Here is a 22420-nt window from a genome sequence, read left to right on the forward strand (position 1 = left end):
AACGTAAAGAGACCGGCAGGTCCGGAGCATACATGTCGAATACCTTGCAACCCGACCCATCTTTAATCGGCGGCGTCCCAGAGGCGCCGCTGGCTTTTTTGCCGGATCCCGTCCGCCTGTTCCAGACGCGAGCGAAGCGTTTCTCCTTCCTGGCGGAAAGCAGCAATCTTTCTCCCTACCTGAGGCTGCTGGCTGAAATTTCCTCTCTCCAGGCACGCCTGTCGGTGATCCTGCCTGCGGTGGAACCCGTCGGCGAAAAGCGGCGCAAGGAAGCGGCCACGGCAGCCATGCCTCCCATCGACCGCATGGCGCTGGCGGATGATCCGCAACTGATCGCAACGCTTGCAGCCTTTTGCGACGAAGCCGCCGGGTTCGAAATGCCTGAACAGGCACGCGATGCTCTGGCCGCGGTGCAAGAGGCCGATGATGAAGATCGGCGCTGGCTGCTGTCCAACGTTCTGTCCGACAACATTCCCGAAGACAGCGCGGCGCCTCACCTGTTCGCGTCCGCCGCTGTGCAGATCCATATGGCGCGCCTGGCGGCCACGCTGGATGCAGGCGCCCTGGTGCGTATCAGTACGGGCGTGTGCCCCTCTTGCGGCGGCCGCCCCGTCAGCTCCTCGGTGATGGGCACCCCCGGGATCGAAAATGTACGCTATGCTACCTGTTCCTGCTGCGCCACGCAGTGGAACGAGGTACGGGTCAAGTGCCTGTGCTGCGGGTCAACCAAAGGCATCAGCTACCGCTCGGTCGAAACGCACGAAGCCACCGTCAAGGCGGAGACATGCGCGGAATGCAATTCCTGGGTCAAGATCTTCTACCAGGTCAAGAACGCCAGTCTGGATCCGGTGGCCGATGATGTCGGCAGTATCGGTCTGGACATGCTCATGAAAGACAGCGGAAAACGCAAGTACGGCCTTAACCCTTTCATCGCGGGGTATTGATGTCGGGATTTCGCGCATTGCCATCGGTGGATCAGTTCCTGCTCTCCGATACCGGGAAGGCGCTTGTTGATCAGCACGGGCGGGCCAGGGTGCTGGCCGTCGCCAGGCAGCGGCTGGATGCCGCCCGGGAAGCCATCCGCGCCGGAGACGACGGCGCCGCGCTGGCCCAGGCGCTGCCGCGCCAGGTGGCCGAGACGCTGGCGCTGGAAGCCCGCTCCAGGCTGTGTCCGGTCCTGAACCTGACCGGCACCGTGCTGCACACCAATCTTGGGCGCGCCATCCTGGCGCAGGAGGCCATGCAGGCGGCCGTGAACGCCATGGCCAATCCGCTGGCGCTGGAGTTCGACCTGGACGGCGGCGGACGCGGACAGCGCGACGATCATCTGCGCGGACTTCTCTGCGAGCTGACGGGGGCCGAAGACGCCACCATCGTCAACAATAATGCCGCTGCCGTGCTCATCGCGCTCAATACGCTGGGCCAGGGGCGCGAAGCCATCGTCTCGCGCGGCGAACTGATCGAGATTGGCGGCGCATTCCGCATGCCCGACATCATGGCGCGCGCAGGCGCGCGCCTGGTCGAGGTCGGCACGACGAACCGCACCCACCCGCGCGATTACGAAAGCGCGATCACGCCGGATACCGGCGTGATCCTGAAGGTGCATACGTCCAACTACCGTATCGAAGGCTTCACCGCCGAGGTGCAGGCGCCGCAGTTGTCCGCCATCGCGCGCCAGGCTGGCGTGCCGCTGCTCAACGACCTGGGCTCGGGCTCGCTTGTCGATTTGTCGGCCTATGGATTGCGGCGCGAGCCCACGGTGGCGGAGGCCGTCGCCGAGGGTGCGGACCTGGTGACGTTCTCCGGCGACAAGCTGCTGGGCGGACCGCAGGCAGGCTTCATCGTGGGGCGCCGCGACTTGATCGCAGCCATCAACAAAAATCCGCTCAAGCGCGCCCTGCGCCTGGACAAGATCCGTATCAGCGCGCTGGAAGCCACGCTGCGCCTGTATCTCGATCCGGACCGGCTGATTGAACGTTTGCCTACGCTGCGCATGTTGACGCGCGTGAAGGCCGATATCGCGGCCCAGGCGGCGCGCCTGCAGCCGCGGGTGCAGGCCTTGCTGGAGCCGCTGGGCTACGCCGCGTCGGTCGCCGACTGCGAAAGCCAGATCGGCTCCGGCGCATTGCCGGTCGATACCATCCCCAGTGCCGGCCTGCGGCTGACGGGACCGGGGGGAGATGCGCCGGACAGGCTGTCTGCGCGGCTGCGCGCTTTGCCCATGCCGGTGATCGGCCATATCCGCGATGGCGCGCTTGTCCTCGACCTGCGCTGCCTGGGGGATGATGCGCAACTGATAGAGGCGCTGGAGGCGCTGGAAGCACCATGATCGTCGGCACCGCTGGACACATCGACCACGGAAAGACAGCGCTCGTCAGGGCGCTGACGGGCGTCGATGGCGACCGGCTGGCCGAGGAAAAGGCGCGCGGCATCACCATAGAACTGGGTTTCGCCTATGCTGACCTGGGCGGAGGCGGCATTACCGGCTTCGTCGACGTCCCGGGGCACGAGCGCCTCATTCATACCATGCTGGCGGGCGCCGGCGGGATCGACATGGCGCTGCTGGTGGTAGCCGCGGACGATGGCATCATGCCGCAGACCCGCGAACACCTGGCGATCCTGGATCTGCTCGGCATCCGGCGGGCGATCGTGGCCCTGACCAAGGCGGACCTGGCGGGTCCCGAGCGCAGGGCGGAAGTCGTCGAGGAAATCAGGGATGCCCTGGCAGGCACCAATCTGGGCGATGCGCCCGTCATGGCGGTCTCTTCCGTAACCGGCGAAGGGATCGATGACCTGAGGGCGGCGCTGGCGGCCTGCGAAGCCGAAGCAGCAGCCAGGGATGCCTCGGGCCTGTTTCGCTTTGCGGTGGACCGTAGTTTCGTCCTGCAAGGCGTCGGCACCGTCGTCACCGGTACCGTGCTTGCGGGGCGTGTCGGCCTGGATGACAGCGTGATGATCAGCCCGATGGGGCTGTCGGCGCGCGTGCGCGGCATCCATGCCCAGAACCGCAAGGCCGCCGAAGGCGTGGCGGGGCAGCGATGCGCCCTGAACCTGGCCGGCGATGGCGTGACGAAAGAGGCGATCCATCGCGGCGACCTGTTGCTGGCTCCGGCGCTGCATGCGCCGACGGCGCGGATCGACGCCGAGCTGACGCTGCTGGCCAGCGAGCCGAAGCCGCTCGGCATCTGGTTCCCGGCCCGCCTGTACAGCCACGCCTTCGAAACGGGCGTGCGCATCGTGCCGTTGCAAGGGCCCTTGAGCCCGGGCGGGCGCGGCCTGGTGCAGCTTGTGCTGGAGCATCCCGTCGCGGCCACTGTTGGAGATACCTTCATTCTGCGGGATACGTCCGCCAGCCGCACGATCGGCGGCGGCCGCTTCCTCGATCTGCGCCCGCCCGCCCGCAAGCGCAGCACTCCGGAGCGTCTGGCCTGGCTGGAGGCTTCGCGCATCGAGGGGCCGGAGGCCGCGCTGTCCGCGCTCGTTGCCGATCCAGCCGGAGGCATGGATGGACGGGACGAGATGCCTGCGGCCGTCACGGTCGATCTGCCGGCGTTCCTGCGAGATCGCGGCCTGCCGTATCGCAGTCTGTCGCAAATGCCGGCCTGCATCGGCGTGGCGGCAATCGGAGACCTGGTACTGTCGTCTTCCGCATTGGACAGGCTGCGCGCGGACCTGCTGGCGCAGTTGCAGACCTTTCACGAAGAGAACCCGGACCTTTCCGGGATCGGCCGGGAGAAGCTGCGCCTGTCGCTGACACCCCGGCTTCCAAAGGACAGTTTCCTGCGTTTTCTCGGCGAAGAAGCGGGTGCGGGCCGGGTGGCGCTCGATGGCGCATTCGTGCGGCTGCCGGGCCACATGGTAAAGTTGTCCCCGGAAGACGAGGCGCTGTTTTCCCGGATTCATCCGCAACTGCTGGGCGAGGGCCGTTTCCGGCCTCCGAGGGTGCGTGATTTCGCCAATGCGTTCGAAATCGACGAACGCGAAATCCGCCGCATGATGCGGCTGACCCAGAAGCTGGGCTGGACCGATCAGATCGCGCACGACCATTTCTTCGCACGCGAAGTCACGCGGGAAATGGTGGCGATCATTCTCGATGTGGCTGAGCAAAGCGAGGATGGCTGGTTCACGGCGCCTGCATTCCGCGATCGCGTGCAGAACGGCCGCAAGGTCGCTATCGAGATCCTGGACTTCTTCGACCGTCTCGGCCTGACCTTGCGCCGGGGCGATTTACGGCGTATAAACCCGCATCGCGTCGACCTTTTCGGCGATTGAAGCAACAAAGGAAGGACATCGTCCCCGGTGGGGCGGCCGGACTTCAAATCCGGTTGGGGCAGCGAGCCTGTCCCGGGTGGGTTCGACTCCCATGTCCTTCCGCCAAGTCAATGTGACTTTTGCAATTCTTGCTGGCTCTTTTTGCACTGAGTACGTCATTAAAGAGGCTGCCAAGGGAGTGCAGTGACTTTCCCCTGGGACGTGCGGAGTCATCGAAAAATCAGGTGCTTGCGGGGGAAGGATTTATAATATAAGTCTTCCACACACAGCTTCGCCAGCGCCGCAGACAGGCCTGAATGAGAGGAAAGGATGTCTACGATAAGCAGAAAAAACCAGCAACGCATCAGTAATGTCGTTGGGTCGTGGCGTCTTGAGGGCCTGACCGTTGAAACGCAGGTATTGGCTGATTCGCAGCGTATCGTGCGAGGCGAAATGACGATCGATGCTGCTGTCCAGAACGCACTCGCAAGGATAAAACTACGCAGCGGGAAGTCTTCATACGATGAAGTACAGTGATGCTGACGCCTACATAGACCCGGAAACAGGGGTTTTAAAGAACAAGCTTGGATTGACGACTGATACCAGTCTTGAAGAGGCTGAGGCATCTGTGGCATTCCTGCGGGCGCTTGAGCTTGAGCAACATCCCATCAAAGGCAATTTTGACCTGACGCACTTGCAAGCGATCCACAAAAAGCTCTTTGGCGACATCTATGAGTGGGCCGGGCAAATTCGCACGGTTGACATATCCAAAGGCAATACCAGGTTCGCCAACATTACCTATATCCAGTCCGAGGCCAAACGACTCACCGATCAGCTTCGGAATGAACAATACCTGGAAGGCTTGTCCACCGAGCAATTCAGTCAACGCGCCGCCCACTATCTGGGAGAGCTCAACGTCCTTCACCCGTTCAGAGATGGAAATGGACGCACGCTGCGCGTTTTCATGGGACAACTGGCACAAAATGCCGGATACGAGATTCGATGGGAGAATATCGAACGCGACGACATGATCAAAGCCTCGATCGAAGCCTATGAGTCAAGCCCTGTATTTATGACAAAGCTAATCAAGGACAACCTTGTTGATCTTGACCGGGAATAAGACTCCTGGGGACATGTGCTGTCTAAGTTCCGTCAGTCTTGGCCTAGCCTCGAATCAGAGGGAACCCGGCGAGTGAAAAAAGCCCTTTCTTTGCTAATGTAGTGGGGAAAGCTACTACCCTACATTTCTATGGATGCCAGGTGGAAACTGTTCTGGGCGTATTGGCCGTTGCCGCGCCCGCCAGGGCATACGACAGTTGGTTGGCGGCCTGCACGACGATTTTCGCGTAGCCTTCAAGCCGTTTCTTGGGCAGCCGCTCGGCAGGCCCCGAAATACATACCGATCCCAGCAGCTTCCAGTTCAGGCTGAATACGGGGGCGGATATGGTTGCGACCCCTTTTTCCCTTTCGCCGATCGATAGGTGATAGCCGCGCTGGCGGATGGTTTCGTACAGTTTTCCTGGCTTGCCGGAAAAGGCCAGAATCACGCGTCCCGGCGAGCCCTTGTCCAGTGGCAGCAGGGCTCCCATGCGTGGATGATGGCGAATGGGCTGAGGCCCTTCCACACGCATGATGCACATGCGCATTTCTCCTTCGCGCACATAGAAAGCGGTGCTTTCCCCCGTCTTTTGAGACAGATCGAGCAGCATGGGTTCGACCACGTTGTGGACATCGAATCCGGCTTGGTAGCGTGCGCCAAGCCAGCCTGCGGACGGGCCGAGGCGCCAGCCGCCTTCTTCTTTCGGGACCAGATAGCCGGACAGGGCAAGCGTCCTGGCCAGCCTTAGCGTGGTCGACTTGTTGAGGCCGGCGCGGCGGCTGAGTTCGGCCAGCGAAAGCCAGGTCTCTCCCATATCGAAAGCTTCCAGGATTCTAAGGGCGCGCGTAACTGCAATGACGCCGCCAGGCGAGTCCATCGTTCGTGTTTGGCTGTCCTTATTCATTATATTTCACTTGGTGGTATGCATTTTGTCTAGAGAAACAGCATTGTAGATGATGAAACGCTAATTCAAAATGTAGCCCAGCTCATATGCATCTTTGAGCCATATATCCGGAAGGTTTCGGTTTTTGTTCTTCGTATAAAACAAAAGGAGACAAGTCATGTATTGCATGCACCGTATTACTGGCGCGCTGCTGGCCACGGCAACGCTTTTCATTGCGGGAATCCAGCCTGCCGCAGCCCAGTCCTATCCCGACAGGCCTATTCGGCTGATCGTGCCGTTTCCTCCCGGTGGCGGCACCGATTCCATTGCGCGAGAAGCGGCGAACAAGGTTGCCAGCACCAATGGCTGGAACATCGTGACGGAAAACCGCCCCGGCGCAGGCGGAAACCTTGGCATCGATGCCGTCGCAAAGGCGCCGGCGGATGGCTATACCATCGGTTTGGGACAGACCAGCAACCTGGCGATCAATCCGACGCTGTATTCGTCGCTGCCATACGATCCGGAAACGGATCTGGTTCCCATCGGGCAAGTCGCGTCCGCGCCTTTGGTATTGGTCGTTTCGACGGAATCTCCTTACAAGACGATTGAAGAAATTCTGGCGTTCGCGCGCAAGAATCCAACGGAACTCGATTACGCCACATCCGGCAATGGGACGGTTGCGCATCTGACTGTGGAGCAACTGCAGAAGCTTGCAGGCATCCAGTTCACGCACATTCCCTACAAAGGCGCGGCGCAGGGCGCGAACGATCTGATCGGCGGGCAGGTGGATATGTACATGTCTTCCGTGCCGACACTGATTGGCCATATTCGCAATGGGAAAATGCGCGCGATTGCGGTGACATCCCTGAACCGTACCGATGATTTGCCCGATGTTCCGACACTGGCTGAATCTGGTTTCCCTGGTTTCGAAGCCGTCACCTGGTTTGGCCTGGTCGGCCCCAAGGGCATGCCGCAAGAGGCGGTTCAAAAACTGAATGCGGCTTTCAATGCAGCCCTGCAGGCGGAGGACGTACGCGTCAAATATGCGACCCAGGGTGCGGAAGCCAGCCCTGGTACAGCGGAAGCCTTTGGCGAGTTGATCCGTGCGGAAAAGGCGCGCTGGGGGCAGATCGTCACGGACGCAGGAGCCCGCGTCGATTGATGCACCGATGCCCGCCCGGATGAAAGCCATGCCCATGCCGAATGTCCCTCTGGCCTATACGGTCGGCAGCGCGGCGCCGACCGTTGGTATCCCGGCGGATGCGTGCGATTGCCACTTGCATGTATACGACGGCCGCTTCGATGGCTTGACGTTGCTGGGTACGTCGATCGGTCCTCAGGCAATCGCGCCTCACCTCGTGAAATTGCCGTATGACGCGGTAGAGGCATTTGCTCCTGTCTCGGCCGCGTTGCCGCATGTCCAGTCCGGCCGCCTGCGTGTATTGGCAACGACCTCATCCGCCCGCCTGCCGGCATTGCCAACCGAGCCGCAGGCGCCCGACATTATTTGGTAATTTTATTTTCAAAAAAGGATTTCCATTATGAACATGCCTGAAATCATCAAAGAGTTTCCTCGGGTTCCTGCGGATATCGTCAGGCAGGCAAGTGAGTTCCAGCCTGCCATCCTGGCGGATGTCGCCGGCAGGCGCGGCGCTTTGCATGGACGCATTCGCGCCTTGCATCCGAGCATGCGGCTGTCGGGAACGGCCTTTACCGTAGAAGTCAGGCCTGGCGATAACCTCATGATCCATGCCGCCATCGCATTGGCCAAGCCGGGCGATGTGCTGGTCATCGATGGCAAGGCGGATCTCAGCTCGGCATTGATGGGCACGATCATGATGACGGCGTGCCGCAAGCTGGGCCTGGCCGGCATCGTCATGGACGGTGCCGCGCGCGACAGTCTTGAAATCATTGAAATGGGCTATCCGGTATTTGCGGCGGGCACGAATCCGAATGGTCCCACCAAGAACATCGGCGGCCGTATTGGTCATCCGGTCAGTGTTGGAGGTGTGACTGTTTACCCCGGTGACTTCATTACCGGGGATAACGATGGCGTCGTCGTGGTCGAGCGCGGCAAGATCGAATCCCTGCTTCCCCTGGCGGCCAAAAAGGTCAAGGACGAGGCTGCGCGTATCGCTGCTATCGAAGGCGGCGATACGACAGCAAAATGGCTGGACGGCGCGTTGCGCAAAGCTGGCGTTCTGAAGGAAGGAGAAACACTGTGAGCGTAGAAGGGAAACCTGCCTTTCTCGTCACGGCTGCCGACCTGGCTCCGGAAGCGCTTGCGCTTCTGGGCGATTACGAAATCGTCTATGCGGGCCGGACCCCGTCCGAGCAGGATATCGTCGATTTGTGCGCCAGGCATAATCCGGTCGCCATCATTGTCCGCTACAGCAAAGTCGGCGCGGCCGCCATGGACGCCGCGCCCGCCTTGCGAGTGATCTCCAAGCATGGCAGCGGAACGGATACGATCGACAAGGCCGCGGCCAAGAATCGAGACATCGAAGTCGTCGCCGCGGTCGGCGCCAATGCGCAGGCAGTCGCCGAACAGGCGCTGACGCTGATCCTGGCCTGCGCGAAGTCCGTGACCGAGCTTAACGAGAGAATGCATTCGGGTCATTGGGACAAGGCGACGCACAAGAGCCTGGAGCTTGGCGGAAAGACGCTTGGCCTGGTCGGCCTTGGCGCTATCGGCCGGAAAACCGCGCTGATGGCTTCGGCCATCGGAATGCGGGTCATCGGCTTTGATCCTTATGCGAGCGACCTGCCCGGGCACATCCAGCCTGTCGATCTCGACACGCTCTGGCGCGAGTCGGACGTGATTTCACTGCACTGCCCGCTGACGGCAGACAACGCAAAAATCATCAACGAAAAAACACTGGCGGCTTGCCGGCCGGGAGTGATCGTAGTGAACACGGCGCGCGGCGGATTGATCGATGAGGTTGCGTTGCTGAAGGCGGTGAGCTCCGGCCATGTGCGTTCCGCCGGACTGGACTCCTTTTCACAGGAGCCGATGGCGCAAGGACATCCCTTCCAGGGGCGGAAGGGTTTCATTCTCAGTCCGCATGTAGGGGGAGTCACCAGCGCTGCGTACGTCAGCATGGGAGTGGCCGCGGCGCGCAATGCATTGAATGTACTGGCAAGGCATTCCTGATTTTGCATGAAGCTGGCTTGCAGGCCGCACACGCAGCTACGCCACAGCGTTGCCGGTTTCATATCTCGAAAAAAATTGGATGAGGAGAGTTGATGATGGATGGGTTTTTTAACGTTTCACGTTTGCCCGGCTTGCGCCGCATGCTGGCCTGCGGCGTGCTGGCTGTTTGCAGCAGCGGCGCTTCTGCCGCATGGCCCGACAAGCCTATCAAGCTGGTTGTTCCGTATCCCGCAGGCGGAAATGCCGACGTCACGGCGCGTCTGCTTGCAACGCATATGGGGAATATTCTTGATCAAACGATCGTTGTGGACAATCGGCCCGGCGGCTCGGGAAGCATCGGCGCCGCTGCCGTAGCCAAGGCGCCGGCGGATGGCTATACCCTGCTGCTCGACGCGACATCGTTTGCGGTCAATCCAAGCCTGTTGCCCGGCCTGTCTTATGACGCAGCGCGCGACTTCACGCCCGTATCGCTGATTACCCGCGTTCCATTGCTGGTCGTGGCGCCGGCGCAGTCGGAGTTCAAGTCGCTGCAGGATGTCGTGAAAATTGCCGCCGCCAAGCCGGGCGCGATCAATTACGCCTCGGCAGGGAACGGCAGCGCCCAGCATCTGGCTGGAGAATTGTTTTCCATGGGAACCAAGATCTCCATGACGCATATTCCCTATCGCGGAGGCGCTCCGGCCTTGACGGACCTGGCAGGCGGGCAGATCGATCTCATGTTCAGCGCGACTTCTGCAAGCGGGCCGCTGGTCAAGGCGGGCAAGCTGCGTGCGCTGGCCATTACCGCGGCAGAGCCTGTCGCAGATTGGGACCTGCCGACGGTTTCGGCGTCTGTCCTGCCTGATTTCCAGGTCTACGAATGGAACGGTCTGTTCGTCCCGTCCGGCACGCCGGCGGATATTGTCGCCAAGCTGGGGCAGGCGGTCCAAAAGGCGCTGGCAGCGCCAGAAGTCATTCAACGATTCTCTGAGCTGGGAGTACAGGCGGTCGGTTCCAGCGCTGAAGAATTTTCCGCTTTTGTCAGCACGGAAACGGCGCGTTGGGCCGAAGTCATCCGTTCGGCAAATATCAGCACGCAGTAAAGACTATTGCCATCCTCATGGTGAATATTCAGATATCACGCAGGTGGATGAGGATGGCGGGTTTTCCTATCCGACTATAAAAATCAGGAGATACGTTAATGAATAACACGCTTTCTTTTTTCAAGATACCTGTGCGCGCATTTTCGCTGGCCTGCGTGGCGTTGCTGGTTTCGGGAATAGGCCCCGCCCATGCGGAAGATTCCTGGCCAAGCAGGGCAGTGCGCATCATTGTTCCTTATGGTCCAGGCGGCGCCGTGGATGTCGCCACAAGGAAAATGGCGCAAAAGCTGTCGGAGCAAACCGGGCAAAGCTTTGTCGTCGAGAACAAGCCGGGTGCAACAGGCACCATTGGCTTGACCCAAGTGGCGCGCTCTGCGCCGGACGGCTATACGCTTGTCGCCAATGACACGACGCTCTCCCTGTTGCCGCATATTTTCAAGACACTGCCGTTCGATCACGCTCAGGATCTCGTGCCGGTGACGGCCTACCTGTTTGCGCCGATGACATTGGCCGTCAATGCGAACAGTCCTTACAAGACGCTGGATGATCTGCTTCAGCAGGCCAGAAAAGAGCCGGACACCATTACTTATGGTTCTGGCGGTCCCGGCACCATTCCGCATTTTGCCGCCGAATCCCTTGGGCTGACGGCCGGTGTCAAATTCATGCACGTTCCTTTCAAGGGAGCGGCAGAGGCGACGCAGGCCATCCTGGCGCAGACGATCGATATGCAGTTTGCCTCCACGACTGGCGTAATAGGAAATGTGCAGGGCGGCAAGCTGCGTTTGCTCGCCATCAGCGGCGATCAGCGTACGGCTGCGCTGCCGGACGTTCCGACGTTTACGGAATCCGGGCTGCAGGGTTTTGGCGTAATCAACTGGACAGGCATCTGGGCTCCCAAGGGTACGCCGGACTCCGTATTGCAACGCCTGCAGAAAGAAGTCGCAACAGCAATGGCTGATCCCGACATGCAGGAGTTCGCCCAGAAAATGGGAGCTCAGCCCAGGCATGTGGATACCGCCGATTTCACGCAGATGTTGAAGGGCAGCAGTGAAATGTGGGGCGTTGTCGCTTCCAAAACAGGTTTTGAAAGTCGTTGATCGAGTTAAGGCGCCAGTCCGATGGCATGGGGCTGGCGCATACCGATATGCGCAGTTGCCGCCAGCATGAACCACATCCCGTACAAAGGGGCATCGCAGGCGGTCACCGATCTGATGGGCGGCCAGGTGGATTCATCGTTCGCCACGCTGGCATCAGTGTGATTTCAGACATGGGTTGTGACGGATATACTTGAATCCGCAGGATTCGATAAATTCCGTCACACGCGTAAAGCCTATGCCCGATCGAGACACGCTGAATCCCTCCCCTCCTTCACCTGAAACGCCCTGGCATGCCGCCGATGCGGAGCAGGTCCTGAACCAGCTATCCTCCAATAGCCAGGGCCTGGAAAATACCGAGGCCGAGCGCCGGCTTGGCCTGTACGGTCCGAATGCCCTTCCTGCGCCGCGTCCCACGCCCGTCTGGCTGCGCTTCCTGCGCCATTTCAATAATTCCCTGATCCTGTTCCTGCTGTCGGCAGCGGTCGTCGCCGGGCTGCTCGGCCACTATGTTGACGCCTCGGTGATTGTGGTGGTGGTGACCGTCAACGCCATCGTCGGCTTCATTCAGGAGGGCAAGGCCGAGCAGGCGCTTTCCGCCTTGCGTTCCATGCTGGCTCCGACGGCGCGGGTATTGCGTGCAGGAGAACGCATCGCTGTCGATGTCGAGACACTGGTGCCCGGGGATATCCTGCTGCTGGAGGCGGGGGACCGCGTGCCTGCCGACGCGCGCTTGCTGCGCGCCCGAGGTTTGCGCGCTGACGAATCGATCCTGACGGGAGAGTCGGTTCCCGTTGAAAAGTCGGCCGATCCCGTGTCGGGGGAAGCGGACCTGGGCGGGCGGACGTCTATGCTTTATTCGGGCACGCTGATCGCATCCGGGCAGGCGACGGCGGTGGTCGTGGAGACGGGTGCGCGTACCCAGATCGGGCATATCGGAGCCTTGCTGGGCAAGGTCGAAAGCCTGGAGACGCCGCTGCTGCAGCAGATCGGCCGTTTCGGGCGCGGCTTCACCTTCGTGGCGCTGGCAGCGGCGGCAGTGCTGTTCGTGTTCGCGGTGCTGGTGCGCGACTATGCCTGGGTGGATGCCCTGATGATCGTGGTCGCGCTGGCCGTGGGCGTCGTGCCGGAAGGGTTGCCCGCGGTCATCACCATCACGCTGGCGATAGGCGTGCGGCGCATGGCTGCGCGCAATGCCATCGTGCGCCGCCTGCCCGCAGTGGAAACGCTGGGCGCGACGACCGTCATCTGCTCGGACAAGACGGGCACGCTGACCAGAAACGAAATGACGGTGCGCAGCGTGACCTCCAGGGCGGGAATGGTCACAGTCTCGGGCGGCGGCTACGCGCCGTCCGGCACGCTGAGCGCGCCGGAGGATGACGGGAGTGCGCTGGCCGCGGCCAGGCGCATCGCGCGTATCGGCCTGCTGTGCAACGACGCAAAATTGACGGAGTCCGATGGGCAGTGGCGGGTCGATGGCGACCCCATGGAAGGCGCCCTGCTAGCATTCGCCGGCAAGGCGGGATTCGATGAACGGACGTTACTGGCGGACTTGCCGCGCCGGGACGAAGTGCCGTTCGATGCCGCCCACCGTTTCATGGCTACGCTGCATGCCGACGAAAAGGAAGGCGGGGCGCTGGTGTGCGTCAAGGGTGCGCCGGAGCAAATGCTCGCGCTGTGTGCCGTGCAGGCGTCGGCGGACGGCGGGCCGGAGCCGCTGGACCACGATTTCTGGCGGAGCGCCATCGATGCGGCGGCGGCCGACGGCCAGCGTGTCCTTGGCTTTGCGTGGCGCAGGCATGCCGAGATGCCGCAGCGGTTCGCGCTCGAGGACGTGGGCGACCTAGTGTTCGCGGGCATCGTCGGTTTCATCGATCCGCCCCGCGAGGAGGCCATCCGGGCGGTGGCGGACTGTCGCGCGGCGGGCATTCAGGTCAAGATGATCACCGGCGATCATGCCGCCACCGCGGCCGCCATCGCCGCGCAGCTGCATCTCGCCGACGATATACGCGTGGTGACCGGGCAGGAGCTGGATCATGTGTCCGATGACGAGCTGCAGACGCTGGCCCTCTCCGCCAGCGTGTTCGCCCGCACCACGCCCGAGCACAAGCTGCGCATCGTGCGCGCCCTGCAGTCGTGCAGCCATGTCGTGGCCATGACAGGGGACGGCGTCAACGATGCGCCTTCGCTGAAGCAGGCGGATATCGGCATCGCCATGGGGAACAAGGGTACCGAAGCGGCCAAGGAGGCCAGCGAAATGGTGCTGGCGGATGATAACTTTGCTTCCATCGATGCCGCGGTGTACGAGGGGCGCGCCGTCTACGACAACATCCGCAAAGTGGTCGGCTGGACAGTTCCCACCAATGGCGGCGAAGCGCTTGCCATCGTGCTGGCGCTGCTTGCCGGCTGGGTACTGCCGATGACGGCGCCGCAGATCCTGTGGATCAATATGGTGTTGACGGTGACGCTGGGCCTGGCCCTGGCCTTCGAGCCGCCGGAGCCGGGCATCATGCGCCGGCCGCCGCGCCGCAGCGATGCGCCGCTGGTGTCGCCGTTCATGCTGTGGCGCATCCTGCTGGTGTCGGTTCTGTTCAGCGTGGGGGCGTTCGGTATTTTCAGCTGGGGGCAGGGTCTGGGCCACGATGTCGAGACGTCGCGCACCATGGTGGTCAACATGTTCTGCGTCATGGAGATCTTCTATCTCTTCAGCGTGCGCTATATGCATGGCAGCTCGTTCACGCTGGAAGGCCTGAAGGGAACGCCGGCCGTGCTGCTGGCGATCCTGGCTGTGGTGCTGGCGCAACTGGCCTTCACCTACCTGCCGTGGATGCATGCCGTATTCGACAGTCGTCCGGTTCCTTTGTTCGAGGGGACGGTGATCGTGCTCTCCGGCCTGGCCATGATGGTTTTCCTGGAAGTGGAAAAGTGGGTGCTCAGGCGGCTGGGCGTCTTCGATGAGCTGAGGCTGGCGTCGGACAGGGCCGAGGAGCACTGACGCCGCTCGCTCCGGCATGCGGTCAGCGCAGCGTGGAGACGATCCCTTCCAGTATCTTGCGGACCGGGGCGGGAAGGGCGGCCTGGTCCAGCGCATCCAGCGGGGTCCAGCGCTTTCCCGCCGGTGCTTCTTGCAAGACGGGGACTGTCGCCTGCAGCAGCCATGGATCGATATGCAGGCGGAAGTGCGTGAAAACATGCAGCAGGCCCGCCATGCGCTGCGCGTTCGCGGCAGGCAGGCCCTGCGCCTCGCACGCGCTTGCCAGGGCCTCGGCATCGTCGAACTGAGGCAGGCTCCAGAGGCCTCCCCATATGCCGGGAGACGGGCGTTGCTCCAGCAGTACCTGCCCTTCGCGGACCAGCACCAGCATGGAGCAATGACGCTCGGGTACAGCCTTTTTCTGGCGCGGTACGGGCAGTTCGGTCTGGCGGCCGGTCTGCCGTGCGATGCAGTGGGTGTTCACGGGGCATGCCGCGCAATCCGGCATGCCGCGCGTACAGACCGTGGCGCCGAGATCCATCAGTCCCTGGGTATAGGCCGCCATGTCCAGCGATGCGGGAGCCGCTGCCACGATGCGTTCCGCCGTTTCCCATAGCTCGGCTTCGGTACTGGTCTTGCCGGTAGGGCCGTCGATGCCGAAGTAGCGGCAGAATACCCGCCTGACGTTGCCGTCCATGATGGGACTGCGCTCGCCGTAGGCGAAGGCGGCGATGGCGGCCGCCGTGGAGCGCCCGATGCCGGGCAGGGTGGATATCTGTTCGGCCGTCGGGGGAAAGCTGCCGTTCCAGTGCGCGATGATCTCCTGCGCGCAACGATGCAGGTTGCGGGCGCGCGCGTAGTAGCCCAGCCCCGCCCAGTAAGGCATGACTTCGTCCTGGCTTGCCGCCGCCAGGGACCGGATGTCGGGAAAGCGCTCCAGGAAACGCTGGTAATAGCCAATGACCGCCGAAACCTGGGTCTGCTGCAGCATGATTTCCGAGAGCCAGATGCGGTAGGGATCGCGCGTGCCTTGCCAGGGAAGGTGGTGGCGGCCGGCCCGTTTCTGCCATTGCATGACGATAGGCGCGAATGGCTCCAGCGGCGGCACCTGGATGTCGCCGACAGCCACGCCGTCCTCGGGGAACAAGGTCTGCTGGGGGGGCGGAGGATGTCGGACGCTGCCGCCGTCACGGCCGGCGGCATGCTTGTTTTTTGCCGCGGCCATGTCAGAAACGGGTGTTGCGCGTGACGGACCAGCGTGCAGCGGCCGCCCCGAGGATGGCGACGGCAACGGTCGCCAGCAGCAGGCTGGAGGCGTCGGGCAGTTGCAGCGCGAACTGAGCTCCGTAGCTGGCGGCCAGGTGGCCCAGGGCTTCGTTGAGCGGGACCAGTGCGAGCGCGGCAACGCCGATGGCGATCAGGCTGGCGGCGATGCCGGTCATGGCGCCGAGATACAGGAATGGCCTGCGCACAAAGGTTTCCGTGGCGCCGACGAGGCGGGCTACAGCGATTTCCTCGCGCTGCGTCAGGGCCTGCATGCGTACGGTATTGAACACCGTGGCCAGCACGACGAGAATCACGCCCAGGCCGAGCAGGCCCAGGCCGATGCGGGCTGTGTGCATGATGGCCTGCAGGCGGCGTACCCATTCGCTGTCCAGTTGCACGGTGTCCACGCCGTCCAGGTCGGCAAGGTCGGCGGCCAGCCGGTCGGCTTCTTCCGCCTGGTTTTCGCTATCCCGCAGCGACACCACCAGCGCGTCTGGCAGAGGGTTGCCCGGCAATACGGAGAGGGCGCTGGACCAGCCCGGATTGCTCTTCAGGTTGTTGAGGGCCTGGGCCTTGGGGATGGACTGCACCGAGGAGATGACGTCGCCGTGGTCGCGCTGCAGCTGTTGCGCCAGCGCGCGATTCTGCTCGGCGGTGACGTTCTGCTCCAGGAACAACGTCAGTTGCGGCGATACGGAAACCTCGCGCAGCACGGGCTGCGCCGAAAGCAGAATGGATGCGCCCACGATGGGAAGGGTCAGCGACAGGGCGATGACCAGCACGTTTGCGATCGACGAGAACGGCTGCTTGGCCAGCCTGCGCAGCGAAACCATCAGCGCATAATGGTGTTGCCTCAGCCAGCGCCTCATGCCCGCACCCCCGCGATATCGGTGAAGCGGCCGGGCTCGACCAGAAGCGTGCGCGTGGCATAGCCGGCCATCAGGGCTCGGTCGTGCGAGGCGATCAGTGTCGTGACGCCGACGCGGTTGAAGTCGCGGAATACGTCCATGATGCGGCGCGCGCTTTCCTGGTCGAGGTTGGCCGTGGGTTCGTCGGCGATGAGAATGGCGGGACGGTTGACGATGGCGCGGGCGATGGCCAGGCGCTGCTGTTCGCCGCCCGACAGTTCCACGGGATAGAAGTCTTCCTTGCCCGACAATCCTACCTTTTCCATGGCCGCGCGCGCCCGATTGGCCGCCTGGGCGCTGTTCAGCCCCATGACGGCCAGGGGCAGCATGACGTTGTGGAAAGCGTTGCGGTCGTACAGCAGGTGCGTGTCCTGCAGGATGACGCCGACCGCCCGGCGCAGATAGGGCAGCGCCCTGGCGGACAGGCGGTCGGTACGCTGGCCCTTGATGGTGACCGAGCCCCGGCTGGGCGGCTCCAGCGCGCCGATCAGTTTCAGCAGGGTGGATTTTCCCGCGCCGGACGGGCCGGAGACGAACAGGAACTCGCCTACGTCGATGCGGAAATTGATGTCGGCAAGGATGTTTTTGCCTTGTCCGTAGGATTTGAATACGTGCTGGAATTCGATCATGGCGGTCACGGCGAATAATGCTTCACATCATACCGTGTTTGCCCTGTTGCGATGTGTCTGCAATCTACCCCCGCCGAGGCGGCCCAGGACAGTATTCTGGTGATTGCCCATAGGAAGAAAACCGGTTTTTGAGGTATGCTTGCGCACTGCTGTTACTGCATGGGGTGGGAGAGAGTCGGCTTTGCCGGCCGCCGAAGGCGCAATTTGCCCAGAATCGCTCAGGTATCACGTACCACTCTTGCAATGCTCTGTTGCACATGCAACAGGCAGGGCGGCAATCTGGAGAGACTCGCGCGCGCCTTTCGGGCAGCGTGGCGGGCGCCGAAGGTGCATGCTTGCCGTCATGGCGGGCCAACTCTCAGGCAAAAGGACAGAAGGGCGATGCAACCCAACGGCCGGTCATGACCGGCGTTAGCCTGTTCATCGTATCCTGGAGCCCTACATGTCGTCCGAGTCCAAACACACTCCCTTGCATTCCATCCACGTCGAAGCCGGCGCGCGCATGGTCGATTTCGGCGGCTGGGACATGCCGCTGGCCTATGGCTCCCAATTGGAAGAGCACCACGCCGTGCGCCAGGATGCCGGCATGTTCGATGTGTCGCACATGCTCAATATCGATATCACCGGGCCGGATGCCACGGCTTACCTGCGCTACCTGCTGGCCAACGACGTTGCCAGGATCGACGTGCCGGGCAAGGCGCTGTATTCCTGCATGCTCAATCCCCAGGGCGGCGTCATCGACGATCTGATCGTGTATTTTTTTGCCAATGACAGCTGGCGCGCCGTGGTCAATGCCGGCACCGCCGACAAGGATCTGGCCTGGATGCGGCGCGTGGCGAGCGCGCGCGGCTTCGATGTAACGCTGACGCCCCGCCGCGACCTGGCCATGATCGCCGTGCAGGGGCCCAATGCCCGCGCCCGCGTCTGGGCCGCACGCCCCGCCTGGGAAGCGGCATCCGCGTCGCTGGCGCCCTTCAACGGCGCGTTCGTGGCGGACAACACGCTGGTGGCGCGCACAGGCTACACCGGGGAAGACGGCTTCGAAATCGTGCTGCCCGCCGATCAGGCGGCAGCGCTGTGGGCCGACCTGGCCGCCCAGGGCGTACGCCCGGCAGGCCTGGGCGCGCGCGATACGCTGCGCCTGGAAGCCGGCATGAACCTCTATGGTCAGGACATGGACGAACTGACGCAGCCTGCCGAGTCCGGCCTGAGCTGGACGGTATGGCTGAAGGATGCCGAGCGCCGCTTCATCGGCCGGGACGCCATTGAGCAATTCAAGACGGACAAAGTGCTGGTCGGCCTGAAGCTGAACGAGCGCGGGATCGTGCGCGCGCACATGAAGACGCGCACCGCGCAGGGCGAGGGCGAAATCACCAGCGGCACCATGGCTCCCACGCTCGGTTTTTCCATCGGCCTGGCGCGTGTGCCGGCCGGAGCGCAACCGGGCGACGCCATCGAAGTCGAAATCCGCGGCAAGTGGCTGCCGGGCACCGTCGTCAAGCCGCCCTTCGTGCGCAATGGCAAGGCTGTCGGTTGATCCAGTCTTCAGTCTTCTTTACGGGGGAAAACCCTGTCATGCCATGGCAAGGAGTGATGCGGTATCTTTCCGGGTACCGGTCATTCCGTTTCCAGGTTTCCGAATCCACGCAATCCATCCATATATAAGCAACGCAAACATTTCTACAGGATCATCATGAGCTTACCCACCGATCGCAAGTACACATCCTCCCACGAATGGGTCAAGGCCGATGGCGACGTCTTCCTGGTCGGCATTACCGACAACGCGCAGGACCAACTGGGCGACCTGGTATTCGTCGGCGACGTCACTCCCGGCGCCAGCCTGAAGGCGGGCGATACGGCCGCAGTGGTCGAGTCCGTAAAGGCGGCTTCCGACATTTATGCGCCCGTCGACGGCGAAATCGTCGAATTCAACGAGGCGCTGGACGCTCAACCCGACCTGATCAACCAGGCGGCGTTCGATACCTGGATCTTCAAGATCCGCCCGTCGAACCCGGCGGACGTCGACGGCCTGCTGGACGCCGACGGCTACGCGGCGCTCGATTGAGGCCCGGCCGGGAGCGCGGCCGCGCCCCCGTCAGCATCACCGGAAACACCACAGGCGGGGCGCCTGCAATGCAGGCTCCCCGGAATTGACCGTTTATCTTTACCAGGTTGCGCACATGCAGCAAGCACTCGATTCGTCCAGGGATTTCATTTCGCGCCACGTAGGCCCTTCCGAGGAAGACCAGGCGCACATGCTGAAGGCCATCGGCCTTTCCGATATGCAGACGCTGATCAGGCAGGTAGTGCCGCAGGGCATCGCCCGCCATGAGCTGCTGGCGCTGGGAGCGCCGCGCAGCGAGGCCGATGTGCTGGCCGAACTGAAAACCATCGCGGGCCGCAATCGCGTGCTGCGCAGCTTCATCGGCCAGGGCTACTATGGCACGCACACGCCCAACGTGATCCTGCGCAACATCCTGGAGAATCCCGCCTGGTACACGGCTTATACGCCCTACCAGCCCGAGATCTCGCAGGGCCGCCTCGAAGCGCTGCTGAACTACCAGACCATGGTGTCCGACCTGACCGGCATGGACATCGCCAATTCCTCGCTGCTGGACGAGGGCACCGCCGCCGCCGAAGCCATGACGCTGGCGCGCCGCGGCTCGCGGTCCAAGAGCAATGTGTTCTTCGTGTCCGAGCATGTCCATCCGCAAAGCATCGAAGTGATCCGCACCCGCGCGGACGGCCTGGATATCGAAGTCGTCGTCGGCGACGAGGCGCAGGGGCTGCCGGAGTGCTTCGGCCTGCTGCTGCAATACCCCCACAGCCTTGGCGGCGTCGCCGACTACCGCGACCTGGTGGCGCAGGCGCACGGGAAAGGCGCCGTCGTCGCCGTGGCGACCGACCTGCTGGCGCTGGCATTGCTGACGCCTCCGGGCGAGTGGGGCGCGGACATCGCCGTGGGCTCGGCGCAACGCTTCGGCGTGCCGATGGGCTACGGCGGCCCGCATGCGGGCTTCATGGCCTGCCGCGACGCTTTCAAGCGCAACATGCCCGGCCGCCTGGTCGGCGTGTCCAAGGACGCGCAGGGCGCGCCGGCGCTGCGCCTGGCGCTGCAGACGCGCGAGCAGCACATCCGCCGCGAAAAAGCCACGTCCAACATTTGCACGGCGCAGGTATTGCTGGCCGTCATGGCAGGCATGTACGCCGTGTGGCACGGTCCGCAAGGCATCCGCCGCATCGCGCAGCGCGTCGCGCAGCAAGCTGCGCAATTGCGCCAGGCGCTGGCCGGCCTGGGGCTGAAGGTCGTCAACGAAACGCATTTCGACACGCTGCTGGTGGATACCGGCAATGCGACCCAGGCAGTAGTAAGGGCCGCTCTGGATGCCGGCATCAATGTGCGTCTGGTCGGCGACGGCCGGGTGGCGGTCTCGCTGGACGAGACCGTGACGCAGGAAGACCTGCTGGCGCTGCTGGGCGCATTCGCCCAGGCGCTGGGCAAGCCCGCGCCCGCGCTGCCCGAGGCCGCGCAGTCCGGCGTGCCGCAGGCGCTGGCCCGGCAGTCCGCCATTCTGTCGCATCCCGTGTTCTCGCGCATTCGCTCGGAAACCGACATGCTGCGCTACCTGCGCACGCTGGCGGACAAGGATCTGGCGCTGGACCGCACCATGATCCCGCTGGGCTCCTGCACTATGAAGCTCAATGCCACGGCCGAGATGATCCCCGTGACATGGCCCGAGTTCGCCAACCTGCATCCGTACGCGCCTCGCGACCAGGCGCAAGGCTACCAGGAACTGATAGCCCGCCTGTCCTCCGCATTGGCGGAAATCACCGGCTACGATTCCGTCAGTCTGCAGCCCAACTCTGGCGCGCAGGGCGAGTATGCAGGCCTGCTGGCGATTCGCGCCTATCATCGCGCCAACGGCCAGGCCCAGCGCAACATCTGCCTGATTCCCGCTTCGGCGCACGGCACCAATCCTGCCTCGGCCAATCTGGTCGGCATGGACGTGGTCGTGGTGGCTTCGGATGATGATGGCAGCATCGATGTCGAAGACCTGAAGGCCAAGATCGCGCAAGTCGGCGACAAGCTGGCCGCGCTGATGATCACTTATCCGTCCACGCACGGCGTGTTCGAACCCACGGTCGTGGAAATCTGCGATCTGGTTCACCAGGCCGGCGGCCAGGTTTACCTGGACGGCGCCAACATGAACGCCATGGTCGGCCTTGCCCAGCCTGGCCTGTTCGGCTCGGACGTGTCCCACCTGAACCTGCACAAGACATTCTGCATCCCGCACGGCGGCGGCGGCCCCGGCGTCGGTCCGATTGGCGTGCGTTCGCACCTGGCGCCGTACATGCCGGGCGAGCTGGAACCGTCGGGCAAGCTGCCCGCGGACGCGGCTGTCGGCCCGGTGTCGGCCGCGCCTTTCGGCTCGGCCAGCATCCTGCCGATTTCCTACGTCTACATCACGCTGATGGGGGCGGAGGGCCTGCGCCGCGCGACCGAAGTCGCAATCCTGAACGCGAACTACATCGCCGAGCGTCTGCGTCCCTACTATCCCGTGCTGTATGCCGGAGAAAACGGCCGCGTGGCGCACGAGTGCATTCTGGACATCCGCCCCATCAAGGACAGCAGCGGCATTTCCGCCGAGGACATCGCCAAGCGTTTGATGGACTATGGTTTCCATGCGCCCACCATGAGCTTCCCGGTCGCCGGCACGCTGATGGTCGAGCCGACGGAATCCGAAGGCCTGGCGGAACTGGACCGCTTCATCGACGCCATGATCGCCATCCGCAAGGAAATCGAGCAGGTGGAGAACGGCCAGGCCGATGCCGAGGACAACGTGCTGAAGAACGCGCCGCATCCGGCGCATGTCCTGCTGGCCGACCAGTGGGAGCACGGCTACAGCCGCGAGCAGGCGGCCTATCCCGTAGCCACGCTGCGCGCCAACAAATACTGGCCGCCAGTGGCGCGTGTGGACAACGCCTGGGGCGACCGCAACCTGACCTGCGCTTGCCCGCCGATCGAGGCGTATACTCAGGACTGATCGTCTCCGAAAGGCGCTCCGGCCCAGAGGCCGGA

18 protein-coding genes, 1 tRNA gene, 2 pseudogenes and 2 riboswitches are annotated in these 22420 nt (G+C 63.1%); of the genes and pseudogenes, 17 read left to right on the top strand and 4 right to left on the bottom strand.

From position 1 onward, the window contains the following. Window positions 1-32 precede the first annotated feature (32 nt). The 6 genes from fdhE to EV686_RS02185 all read left to right on the top strand — a co-directional run bounded on the left by fdhE (window position 33) and on the right by EV686_RS02185 (window position 5371). A complete protein-coding gene (gene fdhE, locus EV686_RS02170) occupies window positions 33-944 on the top strand; it encodes a formate dehydrogenase accessory protein FdhE (protein ID WP_132472985.1) in 912 nt (303 codons plus the stop codon). After that, window positions 944-2329 carry an L-seryl-tRNA(Sec) selenium transferase gene (selA, locus tag EV686_RS02175; RefSeq protein ID WP_132472987.1) on the top strand — a complete coding sequence of 462 codons (1386 nt, stop codon included), beginning with the start codon at window positions 944-946 and terminating at the stop codon, window positions 2327-2329. The genes fdhE and selA overlap by 1 nt, the downstream gene beginning before the upstream one ends. After that, on the top strand, window positions 2326-4272 hold the full coding sequence (gene selB, locus EV686_RS02180) for a selenocysteine-specific translation elongation factor (RefSeq protein ID WP_132472989.1): 1947 nt from the start codon (window positions 2326-2328) through the stop codon (window positions 4270-4272). The genes selA and selB overlap by 4 nt, the downstream gene beginning before the upstream one ends. Window positions 4273-4281: 9 nt before the next feature. Next, window positions 4282-4377: transfer RNA gene (locus EV686_RS18505), tRNA-Sec, on the top strand. A 204-nt stretch (window positions 4378-4581) separates the two neighbouring features. Then, the gene (locus EV686_RS19095) at window positions 4582-4788 is read left to right on the top strand and encodes an antitoxin VbhA family protein (RefSeq protein ID WP_165972465.1); all 207 of its coding nucleotides are present in this window, start codon (window positions 4582-4584) and stop codon (window positions 4786-4788) included. Then, entirely contained in the window at window positions 4775-5371 is a 597-nt protein-coding gene (locus EV686_RS02185) for a Fic/DOC family protein (protein ID WP_132472991.1), read from the top strand. Before EV686_RS19095 ends, EV686_RS02185 begins: the two co-directional genes overlap by 14 nt. Before the next feature lie 127 nt (window positions 5372-5498). Here EV686_RS02185 and EV686_RS02190 read toward each other — a convergent pair whose 3' ends face one another. Further along, window positions 5499-6254, bottom strand: coding sequence for an IclR family transcriptional regulator (locus EV686_RS02190; RefSeq protein WP_132472993.1), 756 nt, complete (start codon window positions 6252-6254; stop codon window positions 5499-5501). Window positions 6255-6411: 157 nt separating this feature from the next. Here EV686_RS02190 and EV686_RS02195 point away from each other — a divergent pair, with 157 nt between their 5' ends. The 8 genes and pseudogenes from EV686_RS02195 to EV686_RS02230 all read left to right on the top strand — a co-directional run bounded on the left by EV686_RS02195 (window position 6412) and on the right by EV686_RS02230 (window position 14558). Next, entirely contained in the window at window positions 6412-7395 is a 984-nt protein-coding gene (locus EV686_RS02195) for a Bug family tripartite tricarboxylate transporter substrate binding protein (RefSeq protein ID WP_243650705.1), read from the top strand. Between the two features lie 139 nt (window positions 7396-7534). Then, a pseudogene (locus EV686_RS02200) lies at window positions 7535-7723 on the top strand (hypothetical protein); the annotation flags it as partial. Window positions 7724-7774: 51 nt separating this feature from the next. Then, on the top strand, window positions 7775-8458 hold the full coding sequence (locus EV686_RS02205; protein ID WP_132472995.1) for an RraA family protein: 684 nt from the start codon (window positions 7775-7777) through the stop codon (window positions 8456-8458). Beyond that, window positions 8455-9387, top strand: coding sequence for a hydroxyacid dehydrogenase (locus tag EV686_RS02210; RefSeq protein WP_243650706.1), 933 nt, complete (start codon window positions 8455-8457; stop codon window positions 9385-9387). Before EV686_RS02205 ends, EV686_RS02210 begins: the two co-directional genes overlap by 4 nt. Before the next feature lie 92 nt (window positions 9388-9479). Further along, entirely contained in the window at window positions 9480-10469 is a 990-nt protein-coding gene (locus EV686_RS02215; protein WP_341539323.1) for a tripartite tricarboxylate transporter substrate binding protein, read from the top strand. 98 nt (window positions 10470-10567) lie between these two features. After that, window positions 10568-11566 carry a Bug family tripartite tricarboxylate transporter substrate binding protein gene (locus tag EV686_RS02220; protein WP_132472999.1) on the top strand — a complete coding sequence of 333 codons (999 nt, stop codon included), beginning with the start codon at window positions 10568-10570 and terminating at the stop codon, window positions 11564-11566. A 69-nt stretch (window positions 11567-11635) separates the two neighbouring features. Continuing rightward, a pseudogene (locus EV686_RS02225) lies at window positions 11636-11725 on the top strand (tripartite tricarboxylate transporter substrate-binding protein); the annotation flags it as partial. A gap of 76 nt (window positions 11726-11801) precedes the next feature. Further along, window positions 11802-14558 (top strand): HAD-IC family P-type ATPase, encoded by a 2757-nt coding sequence (locus EV686_RS02230; protein WP_132473001.1) that lies wholly within the window; start codon window positions 11802-11804, stop codon window positions 14556-14558. 22 nt (window positions 14559-14580) lie between these two features. Here the strand turns inward: EV686_RS02230 and mutY are convergent, their stop codons facing one another. From mutY to EV686_RS02245, 3 genes are all read right to left on the bottom strand, one after another. After that, window positions 14581-15612: an A/G-specific adenine glycosylase gene (gene mutY, locus EV686_RS02235; RefSeq protein WP_132473652.1), complete on the bottom strand. Its 1032-nt coding sequence runs from the start codon at window positions 15610-15612 to the stop codon at window positions 14581-14583. Window positions 15613-15763: 151 nt separating this feature from the next. Next, window positions 15764-16672: a cell division protein FtsX gene (locus EV686_RS02240; RefSeq protein ID WP_132473003.1), complete on the bottom strand. Its 909-nt coding sequence runs from the start codon at window positions 16670-16672 to the stop codon at window positions 15764-15766. Continuing rightward, on the bottom strand, window positions 16669-17340 hold the full coding sequence (locus tag EV686_RS02245; RefSeq protein WP_132473654.1) for a cell division ATP-binding protein FtsE: 672 nt from the start codon (window positions 17338-17340) through the stop codon (window positions 16669-16671). Before EV686_RS02245 ends, EV686_RS02240 begins: the two co-directional genes overlap by 4 nt. Before the next feature lie 155 nt (window positions 17341-17495). Beyond that, window positions 17496-17585, top strand: a riboswitch (glycine riboswitch). A 24-nt stretch (window positions 17586-17609) separates the two neighbouring features. After that, window positions 17610-17724: riboswitch (glycine riboswitch) on the top strand. A gap of 58 nt (window positions 17725-17782) precedes the next feature. On the opposite strand from EV686_RS02245, the gene gcvT reads away from it, so the two are divergent. The 3 genes from gcvT to gcvP all read left to right on the top strand — a co-directional run bounded on the left by gcvT (window position 17783) and on the right by gcvP (window position 22385). Next, window positions 17783-18877: a glycine cleavage system aminomethyltransferase GcvT gene (gene gcvT / locus EV686_RS02250; RefSeq protein ID WP_132473005.1), complete on the top strand. Its 1095-nt coding sequence runs from the start codon at window positions 17783-17785 to the stop codon at window positions 18875-18877. 156 nt (window positions 18878-19033) lie between these two features. After that, window positions 19034-19405: a glycine cleavage system protein GcvH gene (gcvH, locus tag EV686_RS02255; protein WP_132473007.1), complete on the top strand. Its 372-nt coding sequence runs from the start codon at window positions 19034-19036 to the stop codon at window positions 19403-19405. A gap of 115 nt (window positions 19406-19520) precedes the next feature. Continuing rightward, complete coding sequence (gcvP, locus tag EV686_RS02260) at window positions 19521-22385, top strand: aminomethyl-transferring glycine dehydrogenase (protein ID WP_132473009.1); 2865 nt, start codon at window positions 19521-19523, stop codon at window positions 22383-22385. Window positions 22386-22420 lie beyond the last annotated feature (35 nt).

Source organism: Paracandidimonas soli (assembly GCF_004342005.1).
In the GTDB taxonomy this organism is placed as follows: Bacteria; Pseudomonadota; Gammaproteobacteria; order Burkholderiales; family Burkholderiaceae_B; genus Paracandidimonas; species Paracandidimonas soli.